Below are 16,274 nucleotides of genomic sequence, written 5' to 3'. Positions count from 1 at the left end.
TTATATATATACATTTATCATAAAGATATATTATGTTTATGATTATAACTCGGTTACACTGCTAATAGAAGTTAACAATGAAGAGGAGAAATGATCTATATGAGTCAAACAAATGTCTGGGATAAGGTTGATCAGTATATAACGGAGCGCTTAATTCAAAATGATGCTATTCTCGAAAAAGTGTTATCCACCAATCAAAAAGCAGGATTACCAGCTTATGATGTCTCACCCACGCAAGGAAAATTTTTAAACTTGCTTATACAAATGCAAAGATCAAGTCGTATCTTGGAGATAGGTACATTGGGAGGATACAGTACAATCTGGATGGCACGAGCTCTGCCTACTGAGGGGAAGATAGTCACGTTGGAACTTGATTCACATCATGCACAGGTGGCAGCAGGTAATCTCTGCCTGGCTGAAGTGCAAGATAAGGTAGAGCTTCGAGTAGGAGATGCTTTAGAGCAACTGGCGCAGATGAGTAACGAAGGAGTTGAGCCTTTCGATTTTATATTTATTGATGCTGACAAACCGAACAATCCCTATTATTTGAAATGGGCTCTTCACTTTTCCCGTCCAGGAACTGTTATTATTGGAGATAATGTCATTCGTGAAGGTGAAGTTATTAATGAAAACAGTCAAGATCCACGTGTACAAGGTGTAAGGGCGTTTTATGATCTTTTGGCAGATGAGAATAGAATTGAAGCCACTGCAATTCAAACAGTTGGAAGTAAAGGATATGACGGGTTCGTTTTTGGTTTTGTTACTTGCTGAGTTATAAAGTCTCTCGCAAAATTAAATTATTAAGTTTAAGACCTGCATTTATAGACTTCCAAAGGATGAAGCAATGATTCGTTACGCTCCCTCGGTATGATTTGATTTCCTCACGTATGCTCGTGTATTCGCAGGATTTTACCCTTCTTTAGAACGGATGATGAATGAAGAGAGTCCAGATTGCTAGGATGAGCCGTTAGAAGGTGTGCGGGAACAGAGGTAGAGGAAGCCTCACCTAATTCGTTCCACTTGCTGCACGTATTCTCCACGGTGCCCTTAGCGATTTTCACTCCCATGTCTCAACGGGTCATAAGCCCTTTCATTCCTTCGTCACATCTATCTAAGGGGTGGAGGTCGGTCTTTCTAACGGAACGGGTCAGTGCCCTTTTGCGTAACATCTCCCGATACTCCGTGCTTTCTTTGTCATCCTGCGAATACGCCAACTTGCGTAAGATATGATTGGTTTTAAGCTGCCATTGCAAAGATTTTATCGGGATTGTAGGCTTCTTCACTGCGTGCCATTCCAACTAGAAGTCGCGCCAACTTTCCGCATAGCTTCATAATTGATTTCATCTTTTTAAGCTTCTTCACCTGGACGTTATGGTGATGCAAAGCTTTAAATTCTTGGTTGCTCATGACCATGCACATCGTGATTAAATAGAGAAAGTGTCGTAGGCGTGGACGCCCTCGTTTACTCAACGTCATCTGCCCTTGCGTGTGATGCCTGGGTAGAACCTACGGTTCGATTGGCCAGGTCAATGAGCAACTTAGCCCTACGCAAGCCTGAATGTCGTTTCATGGACGTCTTCCACCCAGCAATCACATCAGCAGGCTCTAATTTAGCTAAATCAGTCGGAAGAGGAAATAGGCGAAGAGTTAGCAGTGCGCTCTTGCAGGTTAAGATCTTAAAGACTTGTCTTAGCTCAGGGAACACAATGTCAACCCAACGGTGAATTTGATTCACAGCACTAACAAGTCGCTTAACAACCGTTTCTCGGTTTGACATCATGACTCGCAGCTCTTCGTATTCTGTGGAATGAAAACGGACAGGTGAGTAGTAGCCGTTTTTCACCATGTCAGCAATGACAAGTGCATCTTTTTTGTCACTTTTAGATCGTGTATTGTCGCGGTTTTCTTTGTTTTTCTTGACCAGGTGAGGGTTCACGAGCACGGCTTCAATCTCTTTGCCTTTAAGCCAATGAGCAAGGCTGAGCCAATAGTGGCCAGTAGGCTCCATGCCAACGATTATCTTGTTTAAGTTGTAGGAATCTAGCAAGTCTCGTATCCAGCTATCGAAAGAGCGGAAGCCTGCTTCATCATTACTAAATTCCAAAGGATTACCCATAGCTATGCCACGGAAGTTCACAGCTCGGGCAACGTGGATCTCCTGAGCAATATCTACACCGACAACTAGGTGATTAACTGTAATGTTTTCAATGAGTTGATTTTGCTTAACTTGTGACTTAAACTTCATTATAGAGCGACCTCCAGATGTGGGATTTAAGGGCTGTAGACCCGTTGCGTACTCCCATCTTACAGAGGCGCTCTTCTTTATTCAAATTCCAAAATAATCGTTCCACAGGAATTCTAACGGGACACTATAGTAATCCATCCGCTATTGGACGATGGTTAAGGGTGAAGTCAAACAAATTTATAATTTTATCAAAGGAAATCAATAAAAAGGGAGGCAGTGTAATGCTAATTCTGAGTTCAGGAATTACTGGTTTTCTACCAGCACCATCGGTTAAAGAGAACACTTTTAAACAACTTTGTTACTCTATATTCGATTCAAGGGTGATAGACTATATTGGAAGCGATCCTGGAAAGAATTTTTACGAATGTATAGTTAAAGATAAAGTTAGAAATATTCATATTTTGCTTAATGGTCAGTACCCTTTTATTGCATTAACTTCAACTCGTGAAATAAATGTACATTATTTTCCTTTCATTGATGAACCTGAAATTGCTAAACCATTTAAACAGTATTATAAATTACTAACGCCTAACCAGTTGAATGAACCCTTAAGATATACTCAACAGGGTGAACAGATTATAGTGATTAATGAAAACACTTTGCACCAAAATGAATTAATACAACTTGTCTATTGGGAACCCAAAACAGTAGGGGATGTAGTATTTAATTATTGGGATTAATATTTTAATGAGAGGCAAGATATGAAAACCAGTGTAGTTAACAACATGTTCAAGCAAAAATACTGGATAAGATTTGAACTTGGACTAGTTGCTCTAAAGGAAAAAGCATACCTTGATGAGGTAATGCAACGCTCAAAAAGCATTTGTAATTTTCTCTTTTCAAAAAATGACGAAGTTCATGTGATCAATCGCATAAGCTATTTAAAAGAGAAAGGTAAGCACGAAAAACTTGATATGCAACGCTTTTTTAAAACAAAGCAAACAGTAAAACATCTAGAGCACGAAGTGATTCCCTACGAATATGAAGACGATGAACAAATGGTAACCAGCGAGTATCGAGTTCGAGTAAAGTTCGAAGACATACGAATGTCATACCTTCTTACTGCGCTTGCTAATCAGGATTTTGGCAGGAAACCATGCGTATACGGCAACGTTATGTTATTCAATGCAACCAAACAAATCTTGTTCTATATTTACGATGACCGTGGTTGTGATGTATATGGGGTGAGTAAAGAAAGCCTGCTGCCATTGTATCATCAGTACCGAAGATGGATCCTAGATTATGATCGTATACATATAGACAATGTTTTTGGAGAAGGGCTCGCAAATGTTTCCGAAACAGAGACAGAGCGGTCAGCTCGCCAGTACGCCAATGAGTTAAAAGTAAAATCAACTAACATTAATCTACATAGTGATAACACTTGTCATATTTCGTATCTGCTTGAGATATCCAATGACCATAGCAAACAGTTCGAAGAGGAAATCGGGGAAACGGGATTCACGTTGAGTCTTCAACGCAAAGATCAGTTTACTTCCGTTTACCAAGTTACAAAGACGGAGGCGCTGGCGCTGATTGATTATCAAAGTGAGCTTATGAACGTATATTCCAAAAAATATGGAGGAGTATATGGCGGCTGGGATATAGTTAGAGCGTTCTAGCTGAGTCCAGGAGGAGAAGTGAAATTTAAATGCGAATATATAATCGCATAGTATAAATGTTATAAATCTACGAATCTACTGATGATTGAAGGAGGAGAAGAAATGGAGATTATCGATCAGCAGGAGGACACGCAAAAAGTCGTGGTACGGAATTCAAATTTAACGGGAGCTGAGTTCGAAAATTGCTTCGTGGAGGTAGTTTCATTCCGTAAGGTATCGTTGCCCAAGTTCCGCGTCGAATGCGCAGATCTGAGCGGAGCGAATTTTAAGGACGTCAATATGTCGAGGATGTTCATCACCGATGCGAACCTGTCGGACCTTGAAATTGACGGGGCTCAGTTAGGCGGAGCTTATATTCATAATATCGGACTGCCGCCAAAAGGGCATCCAGCCTACCGGGAAGACCAAGGGCGCCAGCGCCCGCTGCGATTTGAAATGTGCGAGATGGCGGGCAGCACGATAACCTCCTCTGATCTTAGCGGCGTTAATATTGAAGGTTGTAACATTGAAGGGCTCACGATTGACGGCATTGACGTTTCGAAATTGCTCAAGCGCTACCAATTGGAGGGACAACCGGAAGGCAAGTCGCTTCAGGAGTAACCGCCGCAGCTGACACCGCTTTGGAAACGAACGGTCGGCATTCGTTCCGGTCCGCCGATATCCACAACTCCAGCCTTCATGCTGCTGACGGGGCTTAGCTCATAATGTAAAAAAACATGCTCCCCATCACGTTAACAGGTTAAATTATTTCACCTGTTTACCGAAAAGGGGAGCATTAATCGCGCTTAGCCGTCTTCGCTATAAATTAACCTCTCCGCATCAAATACAACCCAAAACCCATCGTATCCCGGCCCCACTGACGATACATCCGCTGCCACTCCCGAATGCGGGCCAGCATCGCCTCGCGGTCGGGATTCTCCGGATGCTCGAACGCATATTGTTCCGCGCTGTAAGCGTACAAGCTTTCATAAGCGTCCCAGTCATCCTCGCTCGCCACAAGGCTGTATAACGGGATCATCCCGGCCTTCATCGCCGCTTCGATGTTCCCGTTATGTGTCAGCATGCTGTCCTCGGTTGCGCCCAAAGCCTCCAAATAAACGGCATCAGGAGTCTTCTTCCAGTATCCTTCGCCCAGCAGAACGTACCCGCCCGGCCGAACCATCGTGTTCAATGCCTCCAGCGTTGCATCCAGTCCCCCCAAGGCATGGGAGGATCCGATGCAGATGCCGAGATCCATCATGTGCTCGCCTAACTGTGGCAGCACAAGCTTCGCATCCTCCCGCAAGAATGTTACTTCCTCCTCGTGAATACGGCCAAAAGCTCTGCGTTTCGCGTCATCCATCGAGCCTTCATGCTCTTCGATGGCGATGCCGTGCGCGCCGAAGCGCTCAACGATGCGGAACAGCAGCTCCGCCTTGCCCGCGCCGATGTCCAGGACGGTTTGTCCGGCTTGCAGGGGGAGGAGGCGGATGATGCGCTCTATTTTGTCCTCGGAAACGGGGTTGTGAAAGTCATGCAGGCGGTGCGCGATTTGCGAAAATCTGTTGCGATCCATGGGTTTGCTCCTATCATCGGTTAGTAGTATTGATTATACAGGAAGAAGTCAATATTTTTTCAAACTGGTCATAATCTTGGCTACGCTTTCCCTTCTAATTTCCCCATAATGATCCTATAAGAACGCGTGGGAAACATGAAAGGGGATGGCACACATGGCTGAGCTAACCAAGAATCAGGCCGCATTCACCAAGCCAATCGCACTGTCCAAACGTAAAATGAACGTTCAAGCATGGAGGGAAACCCTGGCGGGATACGTGTTTATCGGTCCGATGCTAATTTTCCTGATCATCTTCACCATCATTCCGATTCTGCTGTCGCTGGTTTTAAGCTTCACCGATTGGAGTTTCGTCTCTCCGATTCAGGAGATTAACTTTGTCGGTTTGCAGAATTACAAGACGCTGACGCAAGATGACGTTTTCCTGACCTCCGCGAAGAATAACCTGGTCCTCGTGCTGGTGGTGCCGGTTACGATGATGATTAGTTTGATTTTGTCCATTGTCATTCATAAACATGTGTATTTCAAGGACCTCTTTAAGGTCATTTATTTCATGCCCTACATATCGAGTGTAGTTGCGGTTGCGATTGTGTTCCAGGTGCTCTTTCACCCTTCTTTCGGACCCGTCAATCAGATGCTGACTTCGATCGGTATTGATAATCCCCCGATGTGGCTGGCGGACATGGACTATGCACTGCCTTCCGTCATGATGATTATGGTGTGGATCGGCATCGGCTTTAATTTGATTATCTACATGGCCGCGCTGCAATCCATCCCGGGCGATCTGTACGAAGCGGCTGATATCGACGGCGCGAACGGCTGGGTTAAATTCCGCAGCATTACCTTGCCGCTGGTGTCTCCGACCTCCTTCTTCCTGCTGATTACCGGAATCATTAGCTCTTTCAAGGTGTTTGATCTAATCGCGGTTCTGACCCAAGGCGGCCCGGCACATTCAACGTCCGTTGTCGTGTATTATTTGTATACGTCGGCGTTCGAGAGTCTCAAGACAGGCTATGCCTCGTCGATTGCGTGGTTCCTGTTCCTGGGCGTGTTCCTGATTACGCTGATTCAATGGTACGGTCAGAAGAAATGGGTCAACTACTAACAGGAGCGAGAGAAGGGGGAATACCGGTATGCAACACTTTAATTGGGTCAAAAGCATTACAACACTCATCATGTTAGCCGTCGGCATCGTGTTCTTGCTACCGTTCCTGTGGATGCTGTCCGCTTCCATGAAGATGGAAGCCGATGTGTTCAATTATCCGATCGAATGGATTCCTACCCAGTGGAACGCGTGGAACAATTATAAAGAGGTGTGGACCGGGGAGTACCCGTTCATGACCTATTACTTGAACTCCATCAAAGTGTCGGTGCTTACGACGGTCACATCGGTTCTTGTTTCCTGTATGGCGGCTTACGGCTTCGCCAAGGTGAAATTTAAAGGAAGAGATGTTATCTTTATGATCGTGCTCGTTACTTACATGATCCCTCACCCTACGATTATCGTGCCACAGTTTCTGGTGTATCGGTACTTGGGGCTGTTCGACACCCATGTCGGTCTGATCCTGTTGGGCTCCTTCAGCGTATTGGGAACGTTCATGCTCAGACAATTCTTCATGGGGATCCACAACGAGTTCATCGAGTCCGCGAAGATAGATGGAGCGGGACACACGCGCACCTTCTTCTCCATTGCGCTGCCGCTGGTTCGCCCGGCCATCGCGACCTATGCAATCCTTCGGTTTATATGGACCTGGAACGATTATCAGAATCCGCTGGTGTTTCTGAGGTCGGATCATCTGTTCACCATCCAGTTGGGTATTCGTAAATTCGCCTCCGAAAGCGGAGATTTCTATTCCCTGATCATGGCAGGTTCGGTATCGGCGATTATTGTGCTGGTGGTCATCTTTATTTTGGGCCAAAAGCATGTCATTGAAGGGATTTCCCTGGGCGGCGTGAAAGGTTGACATAGGAAGTCAAAATATTCGCCACTTAGTAAAGATATTGTATTTAAGCGCTTTCAAAGTCATGGTAAAGTAACAACAGCACCAAAAAGAAGCAACTATTAGAGAAGTTCAGGGAGGGTTCTTATGTTTAAGAAACAATGGCTTCCAACGGTGTTATCAACCTTGCTCGCGGCTTCCATGCTGGCCGGTTGCGGCAGCAATAACACCAATGAACCTGCGGCTGCAACGAACGGAAAGACCAACACCGCAGAAACCAACGCACCCGTAACGATCAAGTTCCACACTTGGGAGAAGAAGGAAGTATACGCGCCTCTTGTGGACGCATTCCAGAAGAAGAATCCGGATATTCAAGTAGACGTCGTCACACTGGTAGAGAATAACTCCAATGAAACGATCAAGAAACTGGATTTGATGACGGCGACGAATGACGAAATGGATGTGTTTCAGCTAACAGGAGATGCCATAGCCCAGCGGGCCAAAAGCGGTGTATTGGAGCCGATGGACGCTTATATAGAGAAGGAAGGCGTGAAGTACGAGGACGAGTACCACTATGAATTTAAGCTGGACAATAAAGTGTATGGTCTTCCTTTCAAAATGGGCCCGGATTTCGTGATGATCAACAAAGCGCATCTGGATGAAGCGGGACTTCCTGTGCCGACGGACTGGACCTGGGAAGAGTTTAAAGACTACGCCAAGAAGCTGACCAAGGGCGAAGGCGCGGCCAAGCGGTACGGCGCGCACTTTCACGAGTGGGGTTACTTCCACTACCTGATGTTACGTTCCAACTCCTCAACGGACAAAACGATCATTAAAGACGACGGAGTAACGAACAATGTGGATCATCCGCTGGTGAAGAAGTCTTTGGAGCTCCGCAATCAGATGGAGAACATCGACAAGTCCGCCACGCCTTACGTGGATGTGATCTCGCAGAAAATTCCTTACCGGAACCAATATTTCAACGGCAAAACAAGCATGTTGCCCATCGGTTCATGGATGATCGCTGAATCCGGCGGCAATGACAAGATTCCGGCAACGTTCCAGACCGTATTCGCCCCGATGCCGAAGCAGAATAAAACGGATCCGAGCTATACCGGCGGTGTCGCAGATCCAATTGTTATTTATAGCAAATCCAAGCATAAAGAAGCCGCATATACATTCGCCCGTTTCTTCACAACCGAAGGCAGCGGCTTGACGAAGCAGTTATCAGCTTGGAAGAAAGCGGATCAAGGCAAGATTGTCGACGATATTGTCGCTTCCACCAAGACACCAGAGAATGTAGATAAAGCATCCCTGATGCACGTTATTAAAGTATCCCAGTTAGGTAAACCGGGGCAGGCCATTCCCTTCCTGAGCGACGCGGAGAAAGCGTTCAAGGCGGAAGCAGAGAAATATCTGTTGGGGAAACAAGACGTGGACACAACGGTTAAGAATGCCAAAGAATCTGTACAGAAAGTGATTGATGCGAACAAGAAATAAGTTGGTTACAATTGAAGACGGGTTTGGGCCCGTCTTCATCTTTAATAAGAAACTACACTTAGGGGGTTAATTATGAACATTCGTAATCAAAGAAATGTAATCGCTGTCATTGTGCTTGCGCTCGTATTCTCACTCTTCCCGTTCTTCCCGTCGGATCAAGCGCGTGCGGCCCAGCCTTATGACGGTCTGCGCTCCAAATGGAAGGAAGTTCTGACAGGCGGCACTTCGTATGATCCGACAGACAGTGTTAATGCCCAGAAGATTGCGGATATTACGGCAACCGCACAAGCCGATTTGAATACGATGCAGAGCGGAACGAACAGAACCACATGCAATTGTTTGTGGACAAGCCTGAACAGCACGACGGATCCCGCACATATTACGAAGAGCTACACGAAACTAAAAGGTATGGCGTTGGCGTATTCCACAACAGGCTCAACCCTGAAGGGAAATACGACCTTGCGGGATGCGATCATCAGCGGCATGGACTGGATGCACACGAATCGGTTCTATGTTCGCACGGCTTACGGCAACTGGTGGGATTGGGAAATCGGAATTCCGCTGGCTGTAAACGATATCATGATTCTAATGTACAGTGACTTCACAGCTGCTCAACGTGCAAACTGGATCGGAGCCATCGATCATTTCTCCCCGAATCAGGCGGGATTGGATTATAAATATTGGGGTGCGAACCGGGTGTGGCGGTCCATGGTGCATGTCATCAACGGGATTATCAGCGAATCCAGTACGAAGATGGTTATGGCGCGTGACGGATTAAGCGATCTGACGGACGGCCATACGGGCGGAGACAGCGTATTCACCTATGTGACGCGGCTTGACGGATTTTATGAGGATGGGTCCTTTATCCAACATGGGAATTTTGCCTATACCGGCGGTTACGGAAAGACGCTGCTGAAGGATATCGCGCATGTGATGTACATCCTGAATGGAACCACTTGGGAAGTGACGGATCCGAACAGCAGCAATGTGTGGAAATGGGTGTATGATTCTTATGAGCCTTTAATGTATAAGAACGGTTTGATCATGGATATGGTGCGCGGTCGGGAAATTTCAAGACCTACAACATCCAATCTGAATGCCGGTCACCAGACGATGGTCGCAATCATTCGCTTGTCGCAGATCGCGCCTCCCGGGGACGCCTACAATTATAAGCGCATGATTAAATACTGGATCGGCAACGATAACAGTTTCTACTCGAGTCCGCTTGTCTCACTGAACATGATACAGCTGGGTAAAGCGATCATGAACGATGCTGCTGTGACGCCGCGCGGCGAACTTGTGAAGAACAAGATGTTTGCGGATATGGACCGCGTGGTGCACTTGAGACCGGGCTACGGATTTGGACTTAGCATGCATTCAACCCGAATTTACAACTACGAATATCATTCTGGGAACAGAGAAAACAAGAAAGGCTGGTATACGGGGGACGGCATGACTTATCTCTACGATAACGATACCAGCCAATATACCGACGACTACTGGCCTACAGTAAATCCATACAGACTGCCGGGGACTACAGTAGATACTCAAACCAGAACGGACGGCAGTTACACGAACACGTTCGGCGGAAGCAACTGGGTCGGCGGAGTTTCGAACGATCAATATGGCGCGGCGGGAATGTTGCTGAAAGGGGACGGTACCACGCTGGAAGCGAAGAAATCCTGGTTTATGTTCGATGACGAGGTGGTGTCGTTGGGCACAGGCATTTCGTCTACGGACAACCGTACCATTGAATCAATTATTGAGAATCGTAAATTGAATGCTTCCGGCAGCAATGCATGGACCGTGAACGGAACGCTGCAATCCACTTCCCTGACGCAAGGGGTAAAATCATTCAATGCGGTGAGCAGCGCCCATATCGCGGGTAATGTGTCCGGCTCGGACGTAGGGTATTACTTCCCGATGACGCCGAATCTGAAAGGCTTGCGGGAAGCGCGGACGAACAAGTGGTCCGACGTCAACGGTTCGAATGTTCCCGAAGGCGATCCGTCCTTCACACGGAATTACATGACCATGTGGTTTGATCATGGGGCGAATCCGACAGCCGGATCCTATCAATACGTGACTCTTCCGGGCATGTCGACGTCGCAGACAACAGCCTATGCCGGCAATCCGGACATCGAGGTTCTGGAAAATTCAGCAGAAGTACAAGCGGTGAAAGACAACACGCTTAATGTGATTGGCGCGAACTTCTGGAACGACCAGGTGAAGGGTGTAACCGTCGGCAGCCGTGTGGATTTCCTGAAGAGTAACAAGAAGGCATCCGTGCTGACGAAGGAAACATCGGGCGAATTCGAAATTTCGGTATCGGATCCGACTCAAGCCAATACAGGAACGATTACGATCGATGTGGGCAAGAATGCGACGGGATTACTGTATCTTGACAGCAACATCACGGTAAATCAATTAAGTCCGCTGCGCATCACAGTGAATGTGAACGGCTCCAGCGGCAAGACGTTCAAGGCGAAGTTCAGCCTGAACACGAATACAACGATTGTGCATGAGGCGGAAGCGGTTAAAGCTGTATCCCCGATTACCCAAATACACCGGGAGTCGGTCGACGCGGGTTGCAGCGCCGGGGAATGCATGATTTTTGAAGGACATGGCGCAGGCGATTATGTTCTCTACAAAGTCAACGTGCCTGAAGCCAAAGTGTACAACGTCAAGGTGGGCGTTAAAAAGTTCCATAACCGGGGGAAAGCGCAGCTGTCTATAGCGGGTACGAACTACGGCCCTGTGATTGACCAGTATAATTCTACGGCGGCATTCGCCGAGCAGGACCTGGGAGATATCGCATTCACATCCAACGGGTGGAAATATTTTAAGTTCAGCGTAACCGACAAGAACGCGTTGAGCAGTGATTTCAACCTTTCCTACGACTATATTAAACTTACGCCAAGATAGGCAATGATAAGGCTTACAATGATACAATGAAAGATAGAGAACAGCGCGAGGGCAGTGATGACGCCTGTTCTCTATCTTTTTTGGTGTTAGGCGGGAGGTGTGCGATAAGATGCTCAACATTAAGTTTTGGCGATGGAAGAAGGGCAGGTTATCGTGGAGGCAGAAAATCATGTTTTCCACTCTTGCATGTCTTGTGTTGCCGGCGGTGATAACTTTGACGGTTTCCTACTACATGGCGAGCGATGTGCTTAAGGAGAAAGCGGTGGCACGGGGACTGGAAGCGACAAAGGTGATTGAAAGCTACGTAAATTACATAATGAAGGACATGCTGCATGCCTCCAATTATATTCAGTTTGATCAAGAGATGAATCATTCCCTTGTCGCCTTGTGGAATTCACGGCAATCGCCGGAAGAGTGGGGCGGGAAATTCGACATTACCAGTTACCGCAAAATCACCGATATCCTCGAGAATCTCTCATTCTCCGGCGAGTCCAAATATATTACCATCCTGCTCCCGGACGGGTTTCCGGTCACTAATTACCCCGGATATCTGTTCAATCGCGAGGTAACGGAGCAATCCGTTTGGAAAGAGCGGCTCGCACAGCTTTCGCATGAAAATACGGTATGGATTGAACGGCATCCCAGTTATATTGTGGGGGACGCGGGTGTCACTGAGCCGATGGTGACCGTTGTTCGTTCCTTGAAGCTTACGCCGAACGGACCGAACGGTTATGTGTTTGTCAGCAAACTGCAGAGCCAGATGACTTCCATCATGGCGGATTATTCTTCATCGCAGGAAGTACTGCTTGTGAATGAAGAGGGTGTCATTATTTCGCATCCGTCTAAAGATAAGATCGGCACGGTACTGGAGCTTGGCGACAAGGCGGCCGCTTCCGAGGATCAAGCGGTAACCTCCACGCAACAGGTGGACAAAGCGCAGTATGTCAGGGTGGATAAGCGCCTAGCCCTGAACGGGTGGTTTCTCGTCAGCTTGACGCCTTATCAGGACGCGGTGGGCAACGTCAGTGAGTTGTTCGGCGTGAATTTAATGTTTCAGGGCATCTTTTTTGCCGTCTTCGGTGTGATTCTCGTTGTTCTGATCGGCCAATTTACTAAGCCTGTGAAACGATTAGGACGGATTGCCTCTCAAGTGCAGCGGGGGAACCTGGGATTGCGCTCGGGCATTTCGGGCCGGGATGAAGTGGGCTTGCTTGGGGTATCTTTTGACAAAATGCTGGATAGTGTTCACGAAATGATCGAGCAAGTGAAGCTGGAACAGACCCATAAGCGCAAGGCGGAGCTGGAACTTCTGCAGGCCCAGATTAACCCTCACTTCTTGTTTAATATTCTGAACTCCATCCGGTTGCGGATACTGATGAAAGGCGATGAGGAAATTGCGGGCATTATCTCTTCGCTTTCTTCCTTGCTGCGGATGACGATTAACCGGAACAATGAATTTGTCACATTGCATGAAGAAGTAACTACAGTGAAGCATTATGTCGATCTCATGCGGTTTCGTCACCGGGAATCATTGAAGCTCGAGCTGCTGGTTTCATCGGATGCATTGCTTGCTGAGATTCCCCGATTCACCTTGCAGCCTCTGGTGGAGAATTCGTTCCTGCACGGGATGAAACAGTATGAAGGTGTGCTGACCATCCGGGCTTGGCTGGAGGGAGACGCATTGATTCTGCAGGTGGAGGATGACGGGCAAGGCATGTCGGAGTATACGGTAGAGTTGCTGAAGCGCAAGTTGGCAGAGGGACATCATGCAGCTTTGGAATCGTCGGGAGAACAAGGCAAAGTATCCGGCATCGGGTTAACGAATGTTTACGAACGACTCAGAATCCAGTACGGATCGGGGTTTCGGATGGACATGAACAGCGCCCTCGAGCGGGGAACGACGATTACCTTTCATATACCTTATACAGCCAGGGGTGAATCCAGTGTACACAATCATGTTGGTTGATGATGATTTGCCGGTGTTGGAGTATTTGTCCGAAGCCATTCCTTGGAATGCGTTAGGGCTGGAAGTTCAGGCTATGTGTGTGAACGGCGCACAAGCTTATGAACATGCCGAACAGCGGATGCCGGACATCCTGTTGACGGATATCGGTATGCCCGAGATGGACGGACTGACTTTGGTGAATGCCCTGAAGCTTAAGAGCAAGCGGCTTCGTACCGTCATCCTTTCCTGTCATGATGAATTCGAGTATGCCCAAAAGGCCGTTAAGCTCAATGTGGATGATTATGTGTTAAAAGAAACGATGAGCGCCAAAACGCTCCAACCCATACTTGAATCCATGGTTCAGAAGCTGGATGAAGAGACGAATGCGCAGGGAGAGCGTGAAGCCATGCGCAGGAGGTCGGAACGGAATAAGTCCGTGTCGAAGGAGACGTTTCTGAGGCAATTTCTGAGCACCCCGTTACTGGACGAACGCCCGTGGATTTCGGAGCTCGCCCAGTTGGGAATGTCGGTGCAGAACCGGGTGTTGACGCCGGTGTGGGGATTCGTGCACCGGTATACCGAGCAAGAAGCTCGGTTTCATTCGCCGGAGGTCATGTCCTTCGCGATCGAAAACTTGTTGGACGAAGCACTGGAACATCAAGGGGTAGTGTTTCGGATGAATTCCAGGGAATTCATCATCCTGTTTCCTACAGCGGATGACCTTAAAGTAAACCGGGCGGAGGGGATCGCGGATTGTCTGCAGTCCGTTCAAGGGAAATTAAATCAATATCTGCGTATGCCCATGACCTTTGTTACCGGGGAACCTGCGGGAGATTTGGGTCAGCTGAAGAAGCAGCTATCGATGTGGGCGGAACGTCCGGAAATCCGGTTTTACTTGCCGGAGCGAGCGGTATTGCCTCACCGGGTGATGAATAGCCAGTTTGCGAACCGTCCGTTATTTGCTGATGTCTCCGAGGCAATGGAGTCCATTCGGAAACGGTTGCTGGAAGAGAATAGGGCGGGGATTCGGGAGCTGATTTCAGATTGGTTCCGCGCCGCTCGGGATGCGCAGATCCATCCGGAACAGCTTCGGAATTTCGCTCTGCGCATGATGATGGATACACAGTCCAAGCTGCATTCCTTGCAGCACTTTCTCAGCAGCTACACCACCGAATTGTTGCATCGGAGCGTCGCGACGAAAGAGACGGTTCATGAGCTGGAGGATTGGATGCAGTCCTTCTACGAGGAGGCTTTAACGGTGATGGCTACAATCGCGAAGTCGTCCCGCCGCACCGAAATTGCGGAAGCCAAGCGGTATGTCGAGCTCCACTTGCATACGAAGATCTCGCTTGAGGAAGTTGCGGGCATGCTGCATCTGAACCCGAGTTATTTCAGCAGGCTGTTCAAGAAGGAGACCGACATGAGCTTCATCGAATATGTGACCGGCCAAAAGATGGAGAAAGCCAAACTGCTGCTACGGGAATCAGGTAAACCGATTCAGGAGATCGCGCTGATGCTGGGTTTTGAGACGACAAGCTACTTTAATAAGGTGTTTAAGGATTTCACGGGGCATAAGCCGAGCGAGTACATATAGGCGCTGGGATTGGTGAGGCGGTCGCGGGGAGGTAGTTGCCTATCTGCCGATAGTGAAAAAGGCGGATATCCCGTTGACTCAGCAGGTTGAGGAGGATCCGGGATGAGGCATAGGTGATGATTCTAGCGTGGAGGTAGCTCCCTGTCTGCCGAGAATGAAAAAGGCGGATATCCCATTGACTCAGCAGGTTGAGGAGGATTTCGGGCTGAGGGATGGGTGATGATTCTAGCATGGAGGCAGCTGCGTATCTGCAGAGAGTGAAAAAGGCGGATATCCCATTGACTCAGCACCTTGTTAAGGGGCCTGGCCCGTTATTCAGATGACATATTTGTATGCTGTTACAGAGTAATCTCTGCGCGCTGGTTTGGTATTAAATATGGCGCACTGAGTTTATATATGGGATATGTGTCGGAGGTGAGGAACTGTGCCTAAAATTGTGCATGAAATCTGGATTGATGCGCCGATAGAGTTGTGTTTCGATTTGGCTCGGGATGTGGGGGCGCATACGTTGACGACGTCCGGTACCCGAGAGCGCGCGGTCGGCGGGGTCACAACGGGTTTGTTGCAAAAGGGGGAAAGTGTGACGTGGGAGGCGGTTCATTTTGGAGTGAAGCAGAGGTTGACTGCGCGAATTACGGAGATGGAACGACCGTTTACCTTTACCGATGTGATGGTGAAGGGGGCTTTTGCGTCGTTTACACATGTGCATGAGTTTGTGGAGGCGGGCGAGGGGACGATCATGCGCGACGTGTTCGAGTACAGGTCACCTTTGGGTTGGTTGGGGCGGGCAGCGGACTATCTTTTTCTGCAAAAGTACATGACCACCTTCATCGCCTCCCGCCCGCACGAGTTGAAGAGGTTGGCGGAGCGGGGCGGGACGAGGTGCGGGTATCCGCCCGGCCGCGCCCAGCGGGAATAGTGTCCCAGGGGACACTAAAAGACGCCGCGAGACCG

Annotated in this window: 12 protein-coding genes and 1 pseudogene; 11 read left to right on the top strand and 2 right to left on the bottom strand. The window is 48.1% G+C overall.

Annotated features, from left to right (window positions below):
• Nucleotides 1-99: 99 nt before the first annotated feature.
• Nucleotides 100-771 (top strand): O-methyltransferase, encoded by a 672-nt coding sequence (locus SY83_RS03900; RefSeq protein WP_068604433.1) that lies wholly within the window; start codon nucleotides 100-102, stop codon nucleotides 769-771.
• 465 nt (nucleotides 772-1,236) lie between these two features.
• On the opposite strand, the pseudogene SY83_RS03895 reads toward SY83_RS03900, so the two are convergent.
• A pseudogene (locus tag SY83_RS03895) lies at nucleotides 1,237-2,245 on the bottom strand (IS110 family transposase).
• Between the two features lie 221 nt (nucleotides 2,246-2,466).
• Here SY83_RS03895 and SY83_RS03890 point away from each other — a divergent pair.
• The 3 genes from SY83_RS03890 (at nucleotide 2,467) to SY83_RS03880 (ending at nucleotide 4,464) form a co-directional block, all read left to right on the top strand.
• On the top strand, nucleotides 2,467-2,925 hold the full coding sequence (locus SY83_RS03890; RefSeq protein WP_068604431.1) for a hypothetical protein: 459 nt from the start codon (nucleotides 2,467-2,469) through the stop codon (nucleotides 2,923-2,925).
• A 21-nt stretch (nucleotides 2,926-2,946) separates the two neighbouring features.
• Complete coding sequence (locus SY83_RS03885; RefSeq protein ID WP_068604429.1) at nucleotides 2,947-3,864, top strand: DUF3885 domain-containing protein; 918 nt, start codon at nucleotides 2,947-2,949, stop codon at nucleotides 3,862-3,864.
• Between the two features lie 102 nt (nucleotides 3,865-3,966).
• Nucleotides 3,967-4,464 (top strand): pentapeptide repeat-containing protein, encoded by a 498-nt coding sequence (locus tag SY83_RS03880; RefSeq protein ID WP_068604427.1) that lies wholly within the window; start codon nucleotides 3,967-3,969, stop codon nucleotides 4,462-4,464.
• A 205-nt stretch (nucleotides 4,465-4,669) separates the two neighbouring features.
• On the opposite strand, the gene SY83_RS03875 is transcribed toward SY83_RS03880, so the two are convergent.
• A complete protein-coding gene (locus tag SY83_RS03875) occupies nucleotides 4,670-5,419 on the bottom strand; it encodes an SAM-dependent methyltransferase (RefSeq protein ID WP_068604425.1) in 750 nt (249 codons plus the stop codon).
• 145 nt (nucleotides 5,420-5,564) lie between these two features.
• On the opposite strand from SY83_RS03875, the gene SY83_RS03870 reads away from it, so the two are divergent.
• The 7 genes from SY83_RS03870 (at nucleotide 5,565) to SY83_RS03840 (ending at nucleotide 16,239) form a co-directional block, all read left to right on the top strand.
• Nucleotides 5,565-6,521 (top strand): carbohydrate ABC transporter permease, encoded by a 957-nt coding sequence (locus SY83_RS03870; protein ID WP_082882303.1) that lies wholly within the window; start codon nucleotides 5,565-5,567, stop codon nucleotides 6,519-6,521.
• Nucleotides 6,522-6,549: 28 nt separating this feature from the next.
• Nucleotides 6,550-7,380 carry a carbohydrate ABC transporter permease gene (locus SY83_RS03865; RefSeq protein ID WP_068604421.1) on the top strand — a complete coding sequence of 277 codons (831 nt, stop codon included), beginning with the start codon at nucleotides 6,550-6,552 and terminating at the stop codon, nucleotides 7,378-7,380.
• A 123-nt stretch (nucleotides 7,381-7,503) separates the two neighbouring features.
• Nucleotides 7,504-8,856, top strand: a complete 1,353-nt coding sequence (locus SY83_RS03860) for an ABC transporter substrate-binding protein (RefSeq protein ID WP_068604419.1) — start codon at nucleotides 7,504-7,506, stop codon at nucleotides 8,854-8,856.
• A gap of 72 nt (nucleotides 8,857-8,928) precedes the next feature.
• Complete coding sequence (locus SY83_RS03855; RefSeq protein WP_068604417.1) at nucleotides 8,929-11,781, top strand: polysaccharide lyase 8 family protein; 2,853 nt, start codon at nucleotides 8,929-8,931, stop codon at nucleotides 11,779-11,781.
• Nucleotides 11,782-11,950: 169 nt separating this feature from the next.
• Nucleotides 11,951-13,747: a sensor histidine kinase gene (locus SY83_RS03850; RefSeq protein ID WP_068604416.1), complete on the top strand. Its 1,797-nt coding sequence runs from the start codon at nucleotides 11,951-11,953 to the stop codon at nucleotides 13,745-13,747.
• A complete protein-coding gene (locus tag SY83_RS03845; RefSeq protein WP_197479960.1) occupies nucleotides 13,737-15,320 on the top strand; it encodes a helix-turn-helix domain-containing protein in 1,584 nt (527 codons plus the stop codon). Before SY83_RS03850 ends, SY83_RS03845 begins: the two co-directional genes overlap by 11 nt.
• 424 nt (nucleotides 15,321-15,744) lie before the next feature.
• On the top strand, nucleotides 15,745-16,239 hold the full coding sequence (locus SY83_RS03840) for an SRPBCC family protein (RefSeq protein ID WP_068604412.1): 495 nt from the start codon (nucleotides 15,745-15,747) through the stop codon (nucleotides 16,237-16,239).
• Nucleotides 16,240-16,274 lie beyond the last annotated feature (35 nt).

Source organism: Paenibacillus swuensis, assembly GCF_001644605.1.
Classification (GTDB): Bacteria; Bacillota; Bacilli; order Paenibacillales; family DY6; genus Paenibacillus_N; species Paenibacillus_N swuensis.
The sequence above is the reverse complement of the archived record's forward strand: the minus strand, read 5'-3'. Positions and strand labels throughout refer to the sequence as shown.

Bases quoted from the DNA above. Each gene is read 5' to 3' on its own strand.
- SY83_RS03900 (WP_068604433.1), top strand. From the start codon at position 100: ATGAGTCAAACAAATGTCTGGGATAAGGTTGATCAGTATATAACGGAG.
- SY83_RS03890 (WP_068604431.1), top strand. From the start codon at position 2,467: ATGCTAATTCTGAGTTCAGGAATTACTGGTTTTCTACCAGCACCATCG.
- SY83_RS03885 (WP_068604429.1), top strand. From the start codon at position 2,947: ATGAAAACCAGTGTAGTTAACAACATGTTCAAGCAAAAATACTGGATA.
- SY83_RS03880 (WP_068604427.1), top strand. From the start codon at position 3,967: ATGGAGATTATCGATCAGCAGGAGGACACGCAAAAAGTCGTGGTACGG.
- SY83_RS03875 (WP_068604425.1), bottom strand. From the start codon at position 5,419: ATGGATCGCAACAGATTTTCGCAAATCGCGCACCGCCTGCATGACTTT.
- SY83_RS03870 (WP_082882303.1), top strand. From the start codon at position 5,565: ATGGCACACATGGCTGAGCTAACCAAGAATCAGGCCGCATTCACCAAG.
- SY83_RS03865 (WP_068604421.1), top strand. From the start codon at position 6,550: ATGCAACACTTTAATTGGGTCAAAAGCATTACAACACTCATCATGTTA.
- SY83_RS03860 (WP_068604419.1), top strand. From the start codon at position 7,504: ATGTTTAAGAAACAATGGCTTCCAACGGTGTTATCAACCTTGCTCGCG.
- SY83_RS03855 (WP_068604417.1), top strand. From the start codon at position 8,929: ATGAACATTCGTAATCAAAGAAATGTAATCGCTGTCATTGTGCTTGCG.
- SY83_RS03850 (WP_068604416.1), top strand. From the start codon at position 11,951: ATGTTTTCCACTCTTGCATGTCTTGTGTTGCCGGCGGTGATAACTTTG.
- SY83_RS03845 (WP_197479960.1), top strand. From the start codon at position 13,737: ATGTTGGTTGATGATGATTTGCCGGTGTTGGAGTATTTGTCCGAAGCC.